General features: G+C 75.1%; 14 protein-coding genes. 9 read left to right on the top strand and 5 right to left on the bottom strand.

Annotated elements, in window-relative coordinates:
* Positions 1–46: 46 nt before the first annotated feature.
* Positions 47–2770 (bottom strand): phosphoenolpyruvate carboxylase, encoded by a 2724-nt coding sequence (gene ppc / locus ACIOFR_RS07985; protein ID WP_400993985.1) that lies wholly within the window; start codon positions 2768–2770, stop codon positions 47–49.
* Between the two features lie 328 nt (positions 2771–3098).
* Between ppc and ACIOFR_RS07980 the strand changes: the two genes are divergently transcribed.
* Positions 3099–4379, top strand: a complete 1281-nt coding sequence (locus ACIOFR_RS07980) for a sensor histidine kinase (protein ID WP_400993378.1) — start codon at positions 3099–3101, stop codon at positions 4377–4379.
* Here the strand turns inward: ACIOFR_RS07980 and ACIOFR_RS07975 are convergent.
* The 3 genes from ACIOFR_RS07975 to ACIOFR_RS07965 form a co-directional block, all read right to left on the bottom strand.
* On the bottom strand, positions 4344–5432 hold the full coding sequence (locus tag ACIOFR_RS07975) for an acyltransferase family protein (protein WP_400993375.1): 1089 nt from the start codon (positions 5430–5432) through the stop codon (positions 4344–4346). The two genes, ACIOFR_RS07980 and ACIOFR_RS07975, sit on opposite strands and share 36 nt — an antisense overlap.
* Positions 5433–5544: 112 nt before the next feature.
* On the bottom strand, positions 5545–6009 hold the full coding sequence (locus ACIOFR_RS07970; RefSeq protein ID WP_400993373.1) for an SUKH-3 domain-containing protein: 465 nt from the start codon (positions 6007–6009) through the stop codon (positions 5545–5547).
* Positions 6010–6095: 86 nt separating this feature from the next.
* The gene (locus ACIOFR_RS07965) at positions 6096–6566 is read right to left on the bottom strand and encodes a YwqJ-related putative deaminase (RefSeq protein WP_400993370.1); all 471 of its coding nucleotides are present in this window, start codon (positions 6564–6566) and stop codon (positions 6096–6098) included.
* A gap of 460 nt (positions 6567–7026) precedes the next feature.
* On the opposite strand from ACIOFR_RS07965, the gene ACIOFR_RS07960 reads away from it, so the two are divergent.
* From ACIOFR_RS07960 to ACIOFR_RS07925, 8 genes are all read left to right on the top strand, one after another.
* The gene (locus tag ACIOFR_RS07960) at positions 7027–8130 is read left to right on the top strand and encodes a Gfo/Idh/MocA family protein (protein WP_400993368.1); all 1104 of its coding nucleotides are present in this window, start codon (positions 7027–7029) and stop codon (positions 8128–8130) included.
* A complete protein-coding gene (locus ACIOFR_RS07955; RefSeq protein ID WP_400993365.1) occupies positions 8127–9107 on the top strand; it encodes an NAD-dependent epimerase/dehydratase family protein in 981 nt (326 codons plus the stop codon). The genes ACIOFR_RS07960 and ACIOFR_RS07955 overlap by 4 nt, the downstream gene beginning before the upstream one ends.
* Positions 9108–9144: 37 nt before the next feature.
* Positions 9145–10293, top strand: a complete 1149-nt coding sequence (locus ACIOFR_RS07950; protein WP_400993363.1) for a DegT/DnrJ/EryC1/StrS family aminotransferase — start codon at positions 9145–9147, stop codon at positions 10291–10293.
* Entirely contained in the window at positions 10290–11810 is a 1521-nt protein-coding gene (locus ACIOFR_RS07945) for an MBL fold metallo-hydrolase (RefSeq protein WP_400993360.1), read from the top strand. Before ACIOFR_RS07950 ends, ACIOFR_RS07945 begins: the two co-directional genes overlap by 4 nt.
* A gap of 11 nt (positions 11811–11821) precedes the next feature.
* Positions 11822–12928, top strand: coding sequence for a DegT/DnrJ/EryC1/StrS family aminotransferase (locus ACIOFR_RS07940; RefSeq protein WP_400993357.1), 1107 nt, complete (start codon positions 11822–11824; stop codon positions 12926–12928).
* 110 nt (positions 12929–13038) lie between these two features.
* Entirely contained in the window at positions 13039–14040 is a 1002-nt protein-coding gene (locus tag ACIOFR_RS07935; protein ID WP_400993354.1) for an SMI1/KNR4 family protein, read from the top strand.
* 43 nt (positions 14041–14083) lie between these two features.
* The gene (locus ACIOFR_RS07930) at positions 14084–16567 is read left to right on the top strand and encodes an SUKH-4 family immunity protein (protein WP_400993351.1); all 2484 of its coding nucleotides are present in this window, start codon (positions 14084–14086) and stop codon (positions 16565–16567) included.
* A gap of 189 nt (positions 16568–16756) precedes the next feature.
* Complete coding sequence (locus ACIOFR_RS07925) at positions 16757–17965, top strand: hypothetical protein (RefSeq protein WP_400993349.1); 1209 nt, start codon at positions 16757–16759, stop codon at positions 17963–17965.
* A 64-nt stretch (positions 17966–18029) separates the two neighbouring features.
* Here the strand turns inward: ACIOFR_RS07925 and ACIOFR_RS07920 are convergent, their stop codons facing one another.
* Complete coding sequence (locus ACIOFR_RS07920; protein WP_400993347.1) at positions 18030–19346, bottom strand: nucleotide sugar dehydrogenase; 1317 nt, start codon at positions 19344–19346, stop codon at positions 18030–18032.
* Positions 19347–19745: the final 399 nt, after the last annotated feature.

Here is a 19745-nt window from a genome sequence, read left to right as displayed (position 1 = left end):
ACCGACCCGCGGGGGTCGGTCCCTCTCGGCGTTCGCGCGGCCGGGGTCAGCCGGTGTTGCGCAGGCCGGCCGCGATGCCGTTGACGGTCAGCAGCAGCGCGCGGGCCCGCAGCGGGTCCTCCGGGCGGCCGTGCGCGGCCAGTTCGCGCTGGTGGCGCAGCAGGGCGACCTGGAGGTAGGAGATCGGGTCGAGGTAGGCGTCCCGCACGGTGAAGGTCTGCTTGAGCACCGGGTTGTGCTCCAGCAGCTCACTCTCGCCGGTCAGCCGCAGCACCTCGCGCAGGGTCAGCTCGTGCTCGGCGACGATCTGGTCGAAGACGTGGTGCAGCTCGGCGGGCACCAGCTGCTCGACGTAGTGGCGGGCGATCCGCAGATCGGTCTTGGCCAGCGTCATCGCGACGTTGGACAGGAAGTTGCGGAAGAAGTGCCACTGGTCGTACATCTCGCCCAGGACGTCCCCGAGGCCGGCCTCGCGGGCGGCGGCGAGGCCGGAGCCGACGCCGTACCAGCCCGGGACGATCTGCCGGGACTGGGTCCAGCCGAACACCCACGGGATGGCCCGCAGACCGTCCAGGCCGGCGCCGGAGTCGGGGCGGCGGGACGGGCGGGAGCCCAGGTGCAGCGAGGCGAGCTGGTCGACCGGGGTGGCCGCGAAGAAGTACTTCGGCAGGTCCTCCTGCTCGACCAGGGCGCGGTAGGCGGTGTGCGCGGCCCCGGAGACCTGGTCCATGGCGGCGTCCCAGCGGGCCAGCTCCTCGGGGGCCTGGCGCGGCGCGGTGTGCAGCGCCGAGGCGGCCAGGGTGGCCGAGATGGTCAGCTCCAGGTTCTCCCGGGCGAGCGAGGGCAGCAGGTACTTGTCGGAGATCACCTCGCCCTGCTCGGTGACCTTGATCTCGCCCTCCAGGGTGCCCCAGGGCTGGGCGAGGATCGCCTCGTGCGAGGGGCCGCCGCCGCGGCCGACGGTGCCGCCGCGGCCGTGGAACAGGCGCAGCCGGATGCCGTAGCGGTGGGCGACGTCGCGCAGCCGGCGCTGGGCCCGGTGGATCTCCCACTGGGAGGTGGTGATGCCGCCGAACTTGGAGGAGTCGGAGTACCCGAGCATGACCTCCTGGATGTCCCCGCGCAGCGAGACCAGCAGGCGGTACGAGGGGTCCGAGAGCATCTCGTCCAGGATCCGGTCGGCCTCCTGGAGCTCGTCGGTGGTCTCCAGCAGCGGCACGATGCCGATCTTGGCGATCCCGGCGTGCAGGTCGATCAGGCCGGCCTCGCGGGCCAGCACGGCGGCGGCGAACACGTCGTCCGCGCCCTGGCACATCGAGATGATGTAGCTCTCGACGATCTCGTCGCCGAACCGCTCGAAGCCCTCGCGGATGGTGGTGAACACGCCGAGCGTCTTGGCGCCCGCCGCGTCCAGCGGGGCCGGGGTGGGGGCGAGCGGGCGGCGCGAGCGCAGCTCCTTGGAGAGCAGCCGCTGGCGGTACTCGCGCGGCATGTCGGTGTAGCGCCAGGCCTCCTCGCCGAGCCGGTCGAAGAGCTGGCCGAGCGCGTGGTGGTGGGCCTCGGCGTGCTCGCGCACGTCCATGGTGGCGAGCTGGAGGCCGAACGCCTCGATGGTACGGATCGCGCGGGCCAGGCGGCCGTCGGCGATCAGCTGGCCGCGGTGGCCGTGCAGCGAGTCCTGGATCAGCCTGAGGTCGGCGAGCAGCTCGCGGGTGCCGACGTAGTCGCGGCCGGGGACGTGCTGGGTCCCGGAGGCCAGCCGCTCGCGGGTGTTCTCCAGCTTGAGCCGCACGCAGGTGGCCTTGAGCCGGTACGGCTCCTCGGCGTTCATCCGCTTGTAGCGCGGGCTCAGTTCGGGCAGCAGCGCGAGGTCGGCCTCCAGCGACTCCAGCAGCTCGGCGGAGGCGCCGGAGAGGCGGACCGAGGTGGAGAGCGCGTTGCGCAGGTCGTCGACGGCGGCCAGGGCGTCCTTGATGCCGTACTCGTGCTGGAGGTTGAGCACGTCCCAGGTGACCTGCGGGGTGACGTTGGGGTTGCCGTCCCGGTCGCCGCCGATCCAGGTGCCGAAGGTCAGCGGGCGGACGCCCTCGGGGAGGGTGAGGCCGACCCGGGCCAGCTCCTCGTGCAGCTCCTCCAGGACCTCCGGGACGGCCTCGCGGTACAGCTCGTCCAGGTAGTAGACGGCGTTGCGGGCCTCGTCGGTGGGCTCGGGGCGGGCGATCCGCAGCTCGTCGGTCTGCCACAGCAGGTCGATCACCTCGGCGAGCCGGCGGTCGGCCTGGCGCTTGGCCGAGCTGTGCCGGACCGGGTCCGTGGTGGACAGGCCGGAGGCCACGTGCTCGCGGTGGATGCGCTCCAGCAGCTCGCCGATCCGGCGGAGCTTGTTCAGCACGCTGCGGCGGGCCGCCTCGGTCGGGTGCGCGGTGAAGACCGGCCGGACCGCGAGGTGGGCCAGGGTGTCCTGGAGGTGCTTGGGGTCGGCGTCGGCCAGCTGGTCGGCGGTCTGCGCGAGCAGCGAGCCCTCGCGGGCCCGGCGGGTGGCGAACTCACGGCCGCGGTGCACCTGCTCGGTGACGTTCGCCAGGTGGAAGTAGGTGGAGAAGGCGCGGACCAGCTTGCCGGCGGTCTCCAGGTCGATCTCGCCGAGCAGCTGGGCGGTGGCCTCGCCGTCGGTGCGGCTGAGCAGCCGGACCTGCTCGACCAGGCCGAGCAGTTCGGGGCCCTCCTGCCGGACCAGGGTCTCGCCGAGCAGGTCGCCCAGGCGCCGGATGTCCGCGCGGAGTGCGGCGTTGGCGGCTACCGGGTCGTGTCCGGACGGGGACTGGCTGTCGGCCGGGGTGGGGACCGGAGCGGTCACGGCGGGCTCCCTGTGGTGGTGGGGTTCGGGCAACGGCTCTCACGCCCGACCTTCGGCCGGGAAGTGGGCCCACCGACGGGTCGGGAGATCGGTGCGGACCGCGCTGTCCGTCGCGGACCAGCATAGGTGGCACGGGGTGCCGCGTCCGAGAAGTGGCCGGATGGCGGACAGTCGGGCGGTGTGCCGCGGCGGCCGGGAACTGGGTACGACCCCCCGGGGGCCCGCCCGTAGGCTGTCCCCCATGAGCAAGTCGCCTGACGGGGGCGGGCCGGCCCACTCACTGTGGTGGTGGGAGCGGCGCCGCAGCGCGCTGCTGGACGTCGTGCTGGCCGTGCTGGCCGCACTGGAGTGCGCCTTCGGCGCGTACGGGGTGGTGCACGACCGGTTCCATCTGGGGGTCGGGGTCGCCGTGGCGGCGGCCGTGCCGGGGGCGCTGGCCGGGGCGACCCTGGTGGTGCGGCGGCGCTGGCCGGCGGTGCCGGTGCTGGTGGCCCTGGTCTTCGTGCCGGGGCTGTTCGGGATCCTGCTGCTGGTGGTCTCGCTGTACACGCTGGCGGCCACCTGGGAGTGGCCGTCACGCCGCCGGCGGGTGGTGGCGCTGTCCTCGCTGGCCCTGGTCGAGACCTTCGGCATGGTGCTGTTCGCGATCAACGCCCCGGAGCAGGGCGACACCGCGACCCCGCTGCCGCCCACGTGGGTGTTTGTCGTGATGGCCGCGCTGGTGGCGGTCGGGCTGACCGTCCCGCCGGTGGTCACCGGCCTGTACGTGGGGGCCAGGCGCCGTCTGGTCGAGTCGCTCAAGGACCACGCCCACGGCCTGGAGGCCGAGCTCGGCCTGCTCGCCGAACAGGCCAGGGAGCGGGCCCGCAGGGCCCGGCTGGAGGAGCGGACCAGGATCGCCCGCGAGATGCACGACGTGGTCGCGCACCGGGTCAGCCTGATGGTGGTGCACGCCGCCGCCCTGGAGCGGACCATCCCCCGGGACCCGGACCGGGCGCAGCAGAGCGCCCGGCTGATGGGCGAGGTGGGCCGGCAGGCGCTGGACGAGCTGCGCGAGATCCTCGGGGTGCTGCGGATGGCGGAGCCGGTCGAGCAGGCCGAGCGGCCGGACAGCCTGGCCGGGCTGCCCCGGCTGGTGGAGCAGTCCCGGGCGGCCGGGATGCTGGTGGACCTCGCGGTCAGCGGGGACGGCTGCCCCTACTCCGGGCAGGCCGAGCGGACGGCGTACCGGCTGGTCCAGGAGGGGCTGACCAACGCGCACAAGCACGCCGGCGGCGCCCGGGTGGACGTCCTGGTCAGCTACCTGCCCAACGGGGTGCGGGTGGCGGTGGTGAACGCCCCGGCGGACGGCGGCCGCGAACGGGTCGGGCTGCCCAGCGGTGGAAACGGCCTGGTCGGCATGCAGGAGCGGGTGGTGGCGCTCGGCGGCAGCTTCAGCGCGGGCCCGGCCGAGGACGGCGGGTTCCGGGTCGAGGCGCTGCTGCCGTCACGCCTGGCCGTCCGCCCGGACCGGCTCGGCTGACCGCGGCGCCAGCAGCAGGCCCAGCCGCGGCTGGACCAGCGGCCGGAAGAAGCGGACCGCGGCCGGGGTGGCGAGCAGCACCGCGAGGGTGAGGGCGCAGGCACCCAGCAGGGGCAGCGCGGTGTACCAGTGGTGCAGCGTGCGGGCGTGGTAGACGCCGGAGGCCTGGACGAGCTTCAGCGGCAGCCCGTGCAGCAGGTAGACGTAGAGCGAGGCGCCGCCCAGCGCCGTCCACCGGGTGCGGTGCCCGGGCAGCAGGGCCAGGAACGCCGCGCCGGCGACCAGGGACAGCCCGGCCAGCGCGAGCCGCACGGCCACCCAGACCGGGTAGCCGACGTGCAGTTCGGCGGCGCTCTCGGTGTACTCCACCCAGCCCGGGTTCAGCAGTTTGGGCGAGGCCAGCCAGATCGCGCCGAACACCGCCGCCAGCGCGAACGGTGCGCAGCGGCGCACGGCCGGGCGGCGCAGCGCGGCGAGGTGGCCGGGCCGCAGCACCAGGCCGAGCACGAACCACGGCAGGAAGCCCAGGGTGCGGCCGAGCGCCAGTTCCTCGGGGAAGGCGGCCATCGCGCCCGACCCGGCCGCGACCAGGACGGCGACCGGCAGCGGGTGGCGCAGCGCCGTCCAGACCGGCACGCTGAGCCGCCAGACCAGCAGCGAGAGCAGGAACCAGGTCAGCCAGCGGGGTTCCAGCAGCCGGATCGGGGCGAGCCGCTTCTCCAGGACCATCCCGACCAGGTTGTACAGCACCTGGAAGACCAGGTAGGGGACGGCCAGTTGGGAGATCAGCCGGCCGCCGTCCACCGGCGGCCGGCCGGGTCTCGGGCGGGCGAAGTACCCGCACAGGGTGATGAACACCGGCATCGAGAAGGCCGCGATGGTGAGCACCGCGGCGGCGACCGTCCGGTCCGTCTCCAGCAGCGGCATCCAGGTGTGCGCGCAGACCACCAGCGCGACCGCGGCGAACTTGGCGTTGTCGTACAGCGGTTGGCGTTCCGGCCGGTGGGCGGGCGGTGCTGCCGTCGTGGGCGCGGCAGCCGTCTGGACGCTCATCGCGATACCTCCCGGGTTTCCCCTCACGAGCTCCACACTGCGTGCGGCACAGTGTGGCGGCAACGGAGGCCCGGTGGGAGGGGATTGACCGGAGTCGGGACGCGGCGGCGGGTCAGTCCGTCCCGGCGGCCGTCCGCAGGCGTTCCTGCGGCAGGCCGAGGACCAGGGTGCTGACGGCCTGGTCGATGGAGTGGCCGAGGAACCACTCGCCGGCGTGGTCCAGGCTGAAGACCCGGCCGCCCTCGTCGATGGCCAGCAGGGCCTGGCCGAACGCCTCCTCGCCGAGCGGCGCGACCTTGGTGTCCAGCGCGCGGCCGAGGTCGGCCAGCGTGCGGGGCTGGTGCAGCCCGCAACGCGGGTCCAGCAGGAACGGCGTCCTGGCCTGGGCGCGACCGGCCCCGGACAGGTCGAAGGAGAGCCCGCCGAATTCGGCCCAGGCCTCCACGGCGGCGGGGAACACCGAGTGCCGGACGTCCAGCGGCCCACCGTGGGCGGCCAGTTCGTCGGCCCACTGCTCGGCCTGGATGATCTCCCAGCGGCCGGGGTGCCAGCCGGCCTGCTTGAGGGCGGCGGCCACGTCGGCCGGGAAACGGGGCTGGGTGCGGACCGCGGACGGGTTCAGGGCGTACTCCGGTGACTGGGGGGCAGGGGAGGGGCGTCGGCTCAGCGGGCGGCGGGCCCGACGGCGACGCTCGTCACGTTCAGGTGGTCGAGCAGCGGGGTGCAGGACCGGCAGGGCGGTGCGTGGGTTCCGTGCGCCGGGTCGCCCTCCTCGCGGATCCGTACGGTGGTCAGCCGGGCGCCCTTGAGGGCCTTGCGCGCCTCCGCCAGGCCGAGCGGCTTGCGGGCCGCGCGCTTCGACCGGCCGGCGTCCACCGCCGCCAGGAACTGCGAGAGCAGCGCGGGCTCCGGGCAGTGGCCGAGGAAACGCTCCCGGTGCTCGACGGGCAGCTCCGCCAGGAACTCGGCGACCAGCGGGTGCAGCAGCGGCGGGCGGTCGGACTTGCCGCCGGCCAGGGTGTGGACCTCGCCGCCCTTGAGCGACAGCGCGGCGGCGACGGCCGGCAGCAGGCTGTCCCGCTGGTTGCGCAGCACGGGGGCCGGTTCGCCCGTTCCGGGTTCCGGGTGTTCCATGACCGCTCCTCGGCTGTGCTCGGCGCATCGGCAGTTCTCCGCTGCCGGGGGTCTGCTGACGGATGGTGACCACCGACGCCGGCCGGGGCCGACGCGGAGGTGGTGGGACCAGCCTGCCAAACGCCTCCGACACCCGGCGCCCCGGGGTGGTGCGGCCGGTGCTCCGGCGCCGGCCGGCGGCGGTGTACGGAGCGTGTGCTCCAGGCTGCCGCGCCGGGCCGGGGCCGTACCGGGTTTCCGGATTCGGACCCTTTTCGGCCGCGGTGCCCGGTACCGTTCCACTGCGAGGTCAGAGGGGTCGGGCCGTGGGGAGAGCGGCCTGTGCCAGGGCTTCGCCGGGCAGCAGAGGCAGCCGGGGCGAGGAGGCTTCCGGGGCCGGGGCAAGGGGGGTCTTGCAGTGGCGAGCGGGTCCAGGGATGTGGCGCACGAGGCGCCTGGTGAGCATGTGCCGACTCCGGGGGTGACCGAGCCGCAGCCGGTCGAGCGGATCGGACTGGCGGTGGTCGGCGCCGGGTACTGGGGGCCGAACCTGGTCCGCAACGCGCAGCAGACGGCCGGGCTGCGGCTGCACTGGCTGTGCGACCTCGACGAGGAGCGCTCCCGCCGGGTGCTCGGCGAGTACAGCACGGTACGGACCACCACCTCCTTCGACGAGGTGCTGGCCGACGAGCGGGTCCGGGCGGTGGCGATCGCCACCCCGGCCGCGGCGCACTACAAGCTGGTCCGGGCGGCCCTGGAGGCCGGCAAGCACGTCCTGGTGGAGAAGCCGATCACCACCACCGTCGCCGACGCGGCCGAGCTGGTCGAGCTCGCCGAGGAGCGCGGCCTGGTCCTGATGTGCGACCACACCTTCTGCTACACCCCGGTGGTCCGCCGGATCCGGGAGCTGGTGCACGGCGGCGAGATCGGCGATGTCCAGTTCTTCGACTCGGTCCGGATCAACCTCGGCCTGGTCCAGCCCGACGTCGACGTGCTGTGGGACCTCGCCCCGCACGACCTGTCGATCCTCGACTTCGTGCTGCCGCCGGGCGTCGAGCCGGTCGGGGTGAGCGCCCAGGGCGCCGACCCGATCGGGGCCGGCCGGGCCTGCGTCGCGTACCTGACGGTCCGGCTCAGCAACGGCGCGCTGGCGCACTGCCACGTCAACTGGCTCTCCCCGACGAAGGTCAGGACCACCCTGATCGGCGGCTCCCGCCGCACCCTGGTCTGGGACGACCTCAACCCGCAGGCCCGGCTGGCGGTGCACGACCGCGGCGTCGACCTCACCCCGCCGGACGAGCTGACCGACGCCATCCGGCACCGGGCGCTGATCTCGTACCGGGTCGGCGACATGGTCGCCCCCGCGCTGGTCGAGCAGGAGGCCCTGCGCAACGTGATGGGCGAGTTCGCCGCGTCCATCACCGAGGGCCGCGCCCCGCTCACCGACGGGCGCTCGGGCCTGCGGGTGCTGCAACTGCTGCACGCCGCCTCGCGCAGCCTGGAGCTCGGCGGGGCCACCGTCCCGGTCGGCGGCGCCGACGACACCGAACTGATCACCGCTCAGGAAAGGGCCGTCGCCCGATGAACGCTGTCGCCATTGAGGGCTCCCGCTGCCTGGTCACGGGCGGGGCCGGCACCATCGGCTCCACCGTCGTCGACCAGCTGGTCCGGGGCGGGGCCCGCGAGGTGATCGTGCTGGACAACTTCGTCCGGGGCCGGACGGAGAACCTCGCCGCCGCGCAGGCCGCCGCCGCTCCGGGGCAACTGCGGGTGGTGGACGGCGACATCCGGGACCGCGCGCTGCTGCGCGACCTGCTCGGCGACGACACCGACCTGCTGTTCCACCTCGCCGCGATCCGGATCACCCAGTGCGCCGCCGAACCGCGCCTCGCACTGGAGATCATGGTGGACGGCACCTTCGACGTGGTCGAGGCCGCCGCCGAGAAGGGCGTCAGGAAGGTCATCGCCTCCTCCACCGCCTCGGTCTACGGACTGGCCGACACCTTCCCGACCCCCGAGACCCAGCACCCGTACCACAACGACACCCTCTACGGTGCCGCCAAGGTCTTCAACGAGGGCCTGCTGCGCAGCTTCCACGCCATGTACGGGCTGGACTACGTCGCCCTGCGCTACTTCAACGTGTACGGCCCGCGGATGGACGTGCACGGCCGCTACACCGAGGTCTTCATCCGCTGGATGGAGCGGATCGCCGGCGACCAGCCGCCGCTGATCTTCGGCGACGGCGCGCAGACCATGGACTTCGTCCACACCGAGGACATCGCCCGGGCCAACCTGCTGGCCGCCGAGGCGCCGGTCACCGACCGGGTCTACAACATCGCCAGCTCCACCGAGGTCTCCCTGCGCGGCCTCGCCGACGCCCTGCTGGCCGCCATGGACCGCACCGACCTGGACGTCGAGCACGGCCCGGCCCGCGGCACCGCCGGCGGGGTCGTGCGCCGCCTGGCCGACATCTCGGCGGCCGAACGCGACCTGGGCTGGAAGCCCGAGCTGGGCCTGGACGAGGGTCTGCGCCAGCTGGTCGCCTGGTGGCGCGAGCAGTAACCCCGCCCTTCCCGTCACGTCCTTCCGGAGCATCCCCGTGTCCGTCATTCCCGCGACGCCCACCATTCCCGTGATGCTGCCCTGGCTCGGGGAGGAGGAGGCCGAGGCCGCCGCGGCGGCCGTCCGCTCCGGCTGGGTGGCCCAGGGCCCCCGGGTCGCCGAGTTCGAGCGCGCCTTCGCCGACCACCTCGGGGTCGAGCACGCCGTCGCGGTGTCCTCCTGCACCACCGCGCTGCACCTGGCCCTGATCGGCGCCGGGGTCGGCCCCGGCGACGAGGTGGTGGTGCCCTCGCTCTCCTTCATCGCCACCGCCAACGCCGTCACCTACGTCGGCGCGGTGCCGGTCTTCGCCGACGTCGACCCGGCCACCGGGAACCTGACCGCCGACACCGTCGCCGCCGCGCTGACCGGCCGCACCAAGGGCGTGATCGCCGTCGACCAGGGCGGCGTCCCGGTCGACCTCGACGCGATCCGCGCCCTGGTCGAGCCGCGCGGCATCACCGTCGTCGAGGACGCCGCCTGCGGCGCCGGCTCGCTCTACCGCGGCCGGCCGGTCGGGTCCACCGCGCGGATCGCCGCCTACTCCTTCCACCCGCGCAAGCTGCTCACCACCGGCGAGGGCGGCATGGTCACCTGCCAGGACGGCGACCTCGCCGCCCGGCTGCGCCGGCTGCGCGAGCACGGGATGAGCGTCTCGGCCGCCGACCGGCACGCCGCCGCGGGCGGGGCCGGCGTGGTGGAGACGTACGACGAGATCGGCTTCAACCACCGGATGACCGACATCCAGGCCGCCGTCGGCCTGGTCCAGCTGCGCAAGCTGCCCGCGATGGTCGCCCGCCGGCGCGAACTGGCCGCCCGCTACCGGGAACTGCTCGGCCCGCTGGCCGACGGCCTGGTCGCCGACCCGGCCCACGGCACCGGCAACTTCCAGGCCTGCTGGCTGCTGCTGCCCGACGGCGCCCCGGACCGCACCGAGGTGCTGACCGCGCTCGCCGCCGCCGGCGTCTCGGCCCGCCGCGGCATCATGGCCGCGCACCTGGAGGCGCCCTACAAGGGCACCGCCCGGCTGCCGCTGCCCGCCACCGAGCTGATCACCCGGCGCTCGCTGATCCTGCCCCTCTACCACTCGCTGACCGAGGACCAGCAGGACCGGGTGGTCGCCGCGCTCCGCGAGGCCATCGGGTGACGCTGCCGGCCGGGACGTCGATCAGACACCTCGGGCACGCCGGCTTCGTGGTCGAGCACGCCGGGCTGCGCATCCTGATCGACCCCTGGTTCCACCCGGCCTTCCTGGACGCCTGGTTCCCGTACCCCGACAACCGCGAGCTGCTGCCCGAGGTCGTCGCCGGGCGGTACGACTACCTCTACGTCTCGCACACCCACGAGGACCACTTCGACGAGCGACTGCTCGCCCAGCTCTCCCGGGAGACCACCGTCCTGGTGCCGCGCTTCCGGACCGGGGAGCCGGGCCGGCGGCTCGCCGCGCTCGGCTTCGGCGAGCAGGTCCGGCTCGGCCACCGCGAGCAGTACCGGCTCGGGCCGGACTGCACCGCCACCATGCTGCTGGACACCAGCCACAAGGAGGACAGCGGACTGCTGCTGGACCTCGGCGGCTACCGCTTCCTGGACCTCAACGACTGCAACACCCCGATGTCCGAACTCCCCTGCGACGTCGACCTGCTGGCCGCCCAGTACTCCGGCGCCATGTGGTACCCGAACGCCTACGACTACCCGCCCGCGACGATGGCCGCCAAGACCGCGGCCGTCCGCGCCGACCTGCTGGACACCCTGGTCCGCAAGGTCCGGCTGACCGGCGCCGCGGCCTACCTGCCGTCGGCCGGCCCGGCCTGCTTCCTCGACCCGGAGCTGGCCCGCTTCAACGACCGCGAGCGGACCATCTTCCCGCACTGGGAGGACGTCGCCGAGCGGTTCGCCGCGGCCTGCCCGCAGACCGAGGTGATCCGCACCGCCCCCGGCGACCGGGTGGACGCCCCCGCCCCGCCCGGCCGCTGGCACGACGACCCCGACGGCTACCTCGCCGACTACCGCGAGCGCCGCCGCACCGAGTGGGAGGCCCACCACCGCGAGCCGGCCGAACCGGTCACCGCCGCCGAGGTCGAGGCCCACTTCGAACGCTTGCAGCGGCTCAACCGCCCGCTGCTCGCCGACTACCGGGCCGGGCTGCGGCTGGAGGCCGACGGCACCGCCTGGGGGCTGGCCCTGGGTGAGCTCGCCGAGCACGTCGAGCTGGAGGACGAACCGGTCGACCCCTCGTACGTGATCCGGGTGCCCGCCCGCGCCCTGCGGGCCGTCCTGGACGGCCGGACCGGCTGGGAGGAGGCGCTGCTGTCCATGCGGCTCAGCCTGCACCGCGACCCGGACGTCTTCGACCTCACCCTGCTCAGCCTGCTCCGCTACGGCCACCGGCCCGCCCAGACCAGGCAACTGGTCCGCGAACGCGCGAGGGCGGAGACCATCGAACGCGACGGTCTGCGGCTCCAGCGCTACTGCCCGCACGCCGGCGAGGACCTGAGCCACGCCGTGATCGCCGACGGGCTGGTCGAGTGCCCGCGCCACCACTGGAAGTGGGACGCGGCCACCGGTGCCTGCCTGGCCGGCGGCGCGCTCCCGCTGCTCGTCGAGCCGGCGGAGCCGCCCAAGGACGCCCATCCACCCCGGCCCGAGGGCCGGACAACCAGCTGAGGAGCCCCCGGGTGACCGACATCCCGCTCGTCGACCTGCAAGCCGCCCACGCCGAGATCGCCGAGGAGGTCCGGGAGGGCTTCGACCGGGTCCTGCTGAGCGGCGCGTACATCAAGGGCCCCGACGTGGTGGCCTTCGAGGAGGAGTACGCGGCGTTCTCCGGCGTCCGGCACGCGGTCGGCGTCGCGAACGGCACCGACGCGCTGGAGCTGGCCCTGCGCGCCCTCGACCTGCCCGACGGCTCCGGGGTGGTGCTGCCGGCCAACACCTTCGTGGCCACCGCCGAGGCGGTGATCCGGGCCGGGCTGCGCCCGGTGCTGGTCGACGTCGACCCCGACCACCTGCTGATCGACCCGGCCCGGGTCGCCGAGGCGCTGCCCGGGGCCGCCGCCGTCGTCCCGGTCCACCTGAACGGCCAGCTCGCCCCGATGCGGCCGCTGCTGGACCTCGCGGGCGACCGCCCGGTCGTCGAGGACGGCGCGCAGTCCCAGGGCGCCCGGCAGGACGGCCGGCTCTCCGGGAGCTGGGGCCGGATCTCCGCCACCAGCTTCTACCCCGGCAAGAACCTCGGCGCCTACGGCGACGCCGGCGCGGTGGTCACCGACGACGCCGCCCTGGCCGCCGCCGTCCGGCTGATCGGGGACCACGGCTCCGGGCGCAAGTACGTGCACGAGCGGTTCGGCTTCAACTCCCGGATGGACACCCTCCAGGCCGTGGTGCTGCGCGCCAAGCTGCGCCGGCTGCCCGCCTGGAACGAGGCCCGCCGCGCCGCCGCCGACCGCTACGACCGGCTGCTGGCCGGACTCGACGGCCTGACCACCCCCCGGACGCTGCCCGGCAACGAGCACGTCTGGCACCTGTACGCGGTGCGGATCGAACGCGGCCGGGACACCGTCCTGGCCGAGCTGCAGGCCGCCGGGATCGGGGCCGGCGTGCACTACCCGGTCCCCGTCCACCGGCAGCCCGCGTTCCACCACCTCGGCCACCCGGAGGGCGCCTTCCCGGTCGCCGAACGGGCCGCGGGGGAGATCCTCACCATCCCGCTGTACCCCCAGATCACCGAGGCCCAGCAGGAGCGGGTGGCCGAGACCCTGGCCAAGGCGCTGGCCCGGATCTGACCGCCCGCGCCCCGCGCGCGACAACCTCCCGGGCGGGGGGACGACCCCCCGCCCGCACCCCCTACGCTGGACCCCAGCAAATCTGCTTCAGCCAGTGTGGGGGCACCCAGATGACGACAGGTCGGCCCGCCACCGCCGCCGCGCCCAACTCGGCGTACGCGGGTCAGGTGGTGCAGTTCCCGGACCCGGTCCGGGCCGCCCAGCACCCCGCCGGGGTCCGGGTGGACGAGTACGGCTACCCGGACTTCAGCGCCTACGCGGTGGCCGCCGCCGAGGTGGCCGACCCGCCCGAGGGCTTCGGCGTGGACGAACTGCGGCTCACCGACTACGTCTCGGCCAACGCGGCCCTCTACACCCAGGGCCACGGGCTCTGGGCGGACCTGGAGACCGCGGTGGCCACCCCGCCCGGCTGGACCTGGCACCACGTGGTCGGCCGGGCCGCCCCCGGCCTGCGCCGGATGGAGCTGATCCCGGTCGAGGTCAAGGCCCTGCTGCGGCACCACGGCGGGCTGGCCCGCTCCACCGCCGACCACGGCCGGCGCGGCACCCGGCCGCTCCAGGAGCACCGCCCGGTGCACTTCTCGCTGGCCAAGGACGGCGGGGACCCGCTGGCCGTCGCCGAGGACCAGGTCCAGCGCGCCGAGCAGCGGCTCGGCCACCCGCTGCCCGCCGCCTACCGCAGCTTCCTGAAGCTGGCCGGCGGCCGCGCCCCGGCCGGGGTCGCCCTGGACGTCGAGTACGGCATCCTGCTCGACCAGCCCTTCCTGACGGTCAGTGACGAGTACGGCGCCCATGACCTGGTGTACGCCAACAAGTGCCTGCGCGACCACCTGACCAAGGACTACCTGGCCGTCAGCTACGTCCAGGGCGGTCTGCTGGCGGTCAAGGTGCGCGGGGAGCGGATCGGGTCGGTCTGGTTCTGCCCGTACGACGACGCCCGGGACTCGGCCGCGCCCGAGCCGCCCGAGGAGCGGGTGGCCCGCCTGCTGCTGCCCTGCGGGGAGGACTTCGACGCCTTCCTGCTCCGGCTGGCGGGCAGCCCGCCGGAGCTGGAGACGGTCGCGGAGCTGATGGTGGACGGCGGGTTCGCCCGTGCCGTCCCGGTGAACTGATGCCGGAGCACACGGTGGCCGGTGAGGAAGGGGTGGAGGGGGCGTGGTGACGACCTACGCGCAGGCTCAGGAGACCGCCGAGGAGTGGATCAACGGCGGCGTGCCGCGTTCCCAGCACCGTGAGGTCCGGGTGCGCGAGTTCGACCTGGGCTTCGTCTGCTGGGCCGACGACCGCGCCGAGGGCCCGGCGGCCGAGGGCGGCGGCCCCCGGCTGGTGATCACCCGGGACAGCGGGGCCAGCACGCTCTGGCCGCCGCTGCCCGTCAACGAGGTGGTGCGCCAGTTCGAGGAGCGGTACGGCAGCCGCAGCGAGCCCAACCCGGCCGGCGCGGCCCGGCCGGTGCCCGGGGCGGTCGAGGCGACCTCCTTCCTGCTCAGCCCGCCGCAGTGGTTCGAGCAGGCCGGCGCCGACGCGCTGGCCGCCGAGGCGGCCGAGCTGGCCGCGCAGACGGCCGCCGTGACGCCGGCCCCCGCGCCCGCCCCGGCCGCGCCCGCCCCGCTGCCGGAGCCGGCCCACCTGTCCGAGCCGCCCGCCTCGGACCGGCCCGCCGGGGACGCCCCGACCATGCTGGCGCCGCCGCCGTCGTCGCCCGGCTCCGAGGGCCTGACCGTGCCGATGCCCGGTGGCTACGGCCTGGGCGCCCCGCCCGTGCCCGCCGCGAACTCCGAGGGTCTGACCGTGGCGCTGCCCGGGCCCGTCGGGCCCGCCGCCGCGGCGCCGGTGCCGGCGGACGCGACCATGCCGATGCCCGAGGGCTTCCTCACCGGAGCGCCCGACCTGTCCGCGGCCCCGCCGCCCCCGCCCGGCTTCCCGCCGCCGGCCGCCCCGCCCGGCCCACCCGCCCCGCCCGTGCCGTCCATCGAGCACGCGGCGACCATGCTGGCGACGCCCGACGGCCCGCTCGGCGGGCCGGCTCCGGCCGCCCCGCAGGGTCCGTCGATCGAGTACGCGCCGACCATGCTCGCCTCCGACGGCCCGCCCGGGCTGATGGGCCTGCCCGGCGCGCCCGGCGTACCCGGCGGTCCCGTCCCGGGGGTCCCGGCACCCGGGCTCGGCCGTTCCGGCCCGGCGGTCCCGCCGCCGCCCCCGCCCACCGACCTGGGCCGCGGCCCCGCCGGCGGCGGCGCCGCACCCGGTGTGCCGACCGGCCGCAACGCCCCGACCGCTCCGCCGCCGCCGGCCCCCGCCGACCTGCACGGCTCCGCGGCCGGCCGCCCGGGTGCGGGCGGCCGGGTCGGTGCCGGCGCGCCCCCGCCGCCGGTCCCCACCGAGCTGAACCCCGGCGCCGCCCGTCCGGCCGCCGAGCCGCCGCGTCCGGCCGCCTCCGAGGTGGCGTACCAGGCCACCCAGCTGGCGACCCCGGCCGTCGATCTGTCGGCCGGCGGCCCGCCGCTGCCTCCGCCGCCCCCGCCGGGTGCGGTCCCGAGCCCGGGCGCGCCGCCGGTCGGCTACGGCTACCCCGTCCCGGGCGGGGTGCCCGCGCCGGCTCCGGTGATGGCCCCGCCGGCCGTGCCGCAGGGCGTCCAGCCGCCGCCGGCCCCGGCGGCACCGGGCACGCCCGCGATCGGCCCGGGCACCCAGGCCGTGGTCAGCTACCGCGGCCCGGACGGCTCCGAACAGACCCTGCTGCACCGCAGCGAGCCCGGCACCCCGCACCCGGAGTGGAAGGCGCTGCAGGACCTGCGAGCCCTCAACGTGCCGCCGGACCAGGTGCTGGAACTGCACACCGACCTGGAACTCTGCGACCTGCCGGGCGGCTACTGCGCCCGCATGGTCAAGGCCTCCTGGCCGAACGTGCGGATCAGCCACACCGTGCCGTACGGCCGCGACCAGCGGGCCCGGCAGGCCGGGATGGCCCAGCTCAACGACCACCTGGACCAGCTGCACCAGCTGGCGGCGGCCCCGCAGCGGCCCCGGCCGGTCCGGGTGCCGCTGCCCGCCCCCGGCATGATCCCGCAGCTGCCGCCGCTCGCCCCGCAGCAGCTCGCGGGCGAGCTCGGCCAGGCCTTCGGGCCGGGCGTGTTCCGCTTCGAGCAGCGCGCGGTCGCCCGGCAGGGCGTACCCGAGCCGGTGTCGCAGACCCTGATGTGGGCCGGACTCCCGCGGGAGTTCGCGCCGTTCTTCTGGGCCCAGGCCCAGGAGGGCCGGCCGATCCCGACGCTGGCCGAGCTGGCCGCGGAGCGCGGCCGCCCGGCCGCCCCGGACTTCGGCGGCTACCTGGTGCTCGGCAACGACTACGGCCGCCAGCTGTGCGTGCAGTACGGCACCGCGGCGGTGGTCGCGGTGGACCTGGACGGGTCCGGTGAGGCGCCGCGCTTCGTCAACACCGGGGTGCCGGAGTTCGTCCGCAGCCTCGCGGTGCTCGGGCGGATGTGGCGCCTGCGGTACGGGCTGACGCCCGAACAGGCCGGCCGCTGGACGACCGACCTCCAAGCCCAGCTGATCGCCGTCGACCCGGCGGCGCTCTACACACCGGAGAGCTGGTGGGCGGTACTGGTGGAACAGTTCTGGGACGGCTTGATGTAACAGCGTCAGGTGCGGATACGAAGGGGCCCTGTCGCCCATGGTGCGGCCCCTCCGGTCGGTGGCGCGGCATCGCCTTCTTTGGCTTTCCAGCGTATCTGCGCAAAATAGGGCAAGAGGATGGGCAGTATGAGTCCTCGACGACCACATCGGATGAGGGCTGCGCAGCCCGCGAGCACGAAGGAAGAGCCGATGAGCGATGCCGTCTCCCCGTCCGGCTTCACCGTTGCCCGGCGAGGCTATGCACCCGAGCAGGTCGACCGGACGCTGGACGCGTTGAGTGTCGACCGCGACCGGGCCTGGGAGCGGCTGAGTGTCCTCGGCGCGGGCCTGCGCGAGATGGAGAACCGGCTCGCCGAGGTGGTGCAGGCCGCCGCCGAGGCCCCGGAACCCGACTACGGCCGGCTCAGTGACCAGGCGGCCGCCCTGATGGCGATCGCCGACGCCGAGTCGCTGGCCGTCCGGACGGCGGCCGAGCGGGCCGCGGAGGACGCCCGGGACACCGCCTACGAGGCCGGCCAGGACGCCGACCGGGCCGCGAAGGAGTACGCCGGGACGGTCCGCCGGGACGCGGACGAGGCCGCCCGCCGGACCGAGGAGCGCACCCGGGCGGAGGGGGAGCGACTGCGGGCCGAGGCCGACCACGAGGCCCGGACGATCCGCGACGGCGGCACCGGCGACGCCGCCCGCACCCGGGTGGAGGCGGCCGAGGCCGGCGAGCGGGCCGAGGGCAAGCTCGCCGAGCTGCGGCGCCGGGCCGACGAGATGTTCGCGGCGGCCGAGGCCAAGGCCGACGGCGAGGACGCCAAGATCTCGGCCACCGCGGAGCGCCGCCTGCGGGAGGCCGAGCAGCACCGGGAGACCGTGCTCGCGGACATCCGCCGGATCGAGGGCGAGGCGCAGGGCAAGGCCGACGAGATGATCATGAAGGCCCGTCACGAGGCCGAGCGGATCCGCACCGCGAGCGAGCGCGAGCAGCGCGACTTCACGGCCCGGCTCGACGTCGTCCAGACGCACCTGGACCACATCAAGGAGACCCTGGCGGCGCTGACCGGCGCGGCGGTCGGCGCGGTCGAGGCCCAGCCCGCCCTGCCGCCGGCTCCCGCCGCCGCACCGGCCGCCGCCGCTCCCGCTCCTGCTGCCGCTCCCGCCGCCGCGCCGCTGCCCGCGCCCGGCTCGGAGGCGGACACCGCCGGGCTTCCGGCCGTGCCGCCGCTGCCCGACGCGCTGCCCGCGGCCGAGACGCCCCCGTGGGCCCGCAAGGCGCCGCTGGACGCCGCCGAGGCACCGGCCGCACCGGCGGCACCGGCCTCCGAGGTCGAGACCAGGATCGTGCCGAAGATCGTCATCATCGACGACGGGTCCGACTACGACGCCGGCCGGGTCATCCGCCGGGGCTGAACCGGAACCGCGTCGGGGCCGGGGGCGGCTCGGCCGCCCCCGGCCCCGACGCGTCCCCACCGGCTCAGAGCACCTCGACCGCCGCTCCGGTCAGCCGGCGGCGGCAGTCCAGCACGTACCGGGAGTGCTCGACCACCGCCTCGTAGTCGAACTCGTCGTGGTCGGCCAGCAGGATCACCGCGTCGGCCGCGGCGAGCTCCTCCGGGGTCGCCTCCACGCGGCGGACACCGGCCAGCGGGCCGCCGCCGTGGCCGTCGTGCTCGGCGGTGCGCTGACCGGGGATCTCCGGCTCGGCCACGTGGACGCCGACCACCACGTGCGGGTCGGCCGCGCGGACCTCGGCGCCCATCCGGGTGAGCAGTTCCACGACCCGGGCGGCCGGGGTCTCCCGGGCGTCACCGGTGTTCTTCTTGTACGCCAGGCCGAGGACCAGGACCCGGGAGCCGTTGACCGCGCGGCGGCGCTGGTTCAGCGCCTCCGTCAGCCGCCGCACCACGTAGTCCGGCATGTGGCTGTTGACGTCGTTGGCCAGCTCCACGAACCGGAACGACTGGCCGAGCGCGCGCTCGACCCGCCAGGACAGGTAGGAGGGGTCGATCGGCAGGCAGTGCCCGCCGACACCGGGGCCGGGGGTGAACCGCAGGAAGCCGAACGGCTTGGTGGACGCGGCGTCGATCGCCTCCCAGACGTCGATGCCGAGGTCGTGGGCGAACATCGCCAGCTCGTTGACCAGCGCGATGTTCACGTGCCGGAAGGTGTTCTCCAGCAGCTTGGTCAGCTCGGCCTCCTTGCAGGAGGAGACCGGCACCGTCCGCTCGACCAGCCCGCCGTAGAAGCCGTCGACGGCGGCCAGGCCGGCCGCGGTGGTGCCGGAGACCACCTTGGGGGTGTTCTCCAGCTTCCAGGTCGGGTTGCCCGGGTCGATCCGCTCGGGGCTGTAGCCGATGTGGAAGTCCTCGCCCGCGCGCAGGCCGGAGCCCTCCTCCAGGAGCGGCGCGAGCAGTTCCTCGGTCGTCCCCGGGTAGGTGGTCGACTCCAGCACCACGGTGGCCCCGGGCCGCAGGTGCTGCGCGAGCAGCCGGGCCGAGGACTCGATGTACGAGAGGTCGGGCACCCCGTCCCGGAGCGGGGTGGGCACGGTGATGACCGCGATGTCGAAGCCGGCGACGTCCCCGGGCTCGGCCGAGGGCAGGTACGCCCCGCTGTCCAGCAGCGGCCGGAGCCGCTCGGCGGGGATGTCCTCGACGTACGACTCGCCGACGGCCAGCCGCTTGATCCGGCGGTCGTCCACGTCGTAGCCGACGACCTCGTGCCCCACCTCGGCGGCCCGGACCGCCAGCGGCAGACCGACGTAGCCCTGGCCTGCGATGACCACGCGCATGACTGAAGTACCCCCTCCGTCGCGGTGACGCCCACACCGTGTTCAGGGCTGCCCCACACCGCCTTCACACGAGGGTACGGAGCGCGGACCCGGCGCGGGCGGCTTCGCGGAAACGCGTGCACAACGGGCAGAGCGGGATCATCCCAACCTTTGGAATCGGGCCGGGAACGCCGGCGGGCCGAGACCCTCGGCGCCCTCCAGGAAAGGGCGCCGAGGTCCCGGCGTGGGGGCACGGGCGCCCCCACCCAGGGCCGCCCGGCCTCGCATTCCGACCCCCATCGGAATACGAACGGTCCCGCTGCAGCCATCCCCCACGGTTGGGTGCGGCGGGCACGGGAACCATCCTGCGCGGCCACCATGGACGGGCAGTGACAGGAGTATGTCGACTTCATGATCTCT

Origin of the sequence: Kitasatospora sp. NPDC088346, from assembly GCF_044740765.1 — a bacterium.
Classification (GTDB): Bacteria; Actinomycetota; Actinomycetes; order Streptomycetales; family Streptomycetaceae; genus Kitasatospora.
Note: the sequence above shows the minus strand (reverse complement) of the source record. Positions and strands in the feature narration are given on the sequence as shown.

Bases quoted from the DNA above. Each gene is read 5' to 3' on its own strand.
- ACIOFR_RS07980 (WP_400993378.1), top strand. From the start codon at position 3,099: ATGAGCAAGTCGCCTGACGGGGGCGGGCCGGCCCACTCACTGTGGTGG.
- ACIOFR_RS07975 (WP_400993375.1), bottom strand. From the start codon at position 5,432: ATGAGCGTCCAGACGGCTGCCGCGCCCACGACGGCAGCACCGCCCGCC.
- ACIOFR_RS07965 (WP_400993370.1), bottom strand. From the start codon at position 6,566: ATGGAACACCCGGAACCCGGAACGGGCGAACCGGCCCCCGTGCTGCGC.
- ACIOFR_RS07955 (WP_400993365.1), top strand. From the start codon at position 8,127: ATGAACGCTGTCGCCATTGAGGGCTCCCGCTGCCTGGTCACGGGCGGG.
- ACIOFR_RS07935 (WP_400993354.1), top strand. From the start codon at position 13,039: ATGACGACAGGTCGGCCCGCCACCGCCGCCGCGCCCAACTCGGCGTAC.
- ACIOFR_RS07925 (WP_400993349.1), top strand. From the start codon at position 16,757: ATGAGCGATGCCGTCTCCCCGTCCGGCTTCACCGTTGCCCGGCGAGGC.
- ACIOFR_RS07920 (WP_400993347.1), bottom strand. From the start codon at position 19,346: ATGCGCGTGGTCATCGCAGGCCAGGGCTACGTCGGTCTGCCGCTGGCG.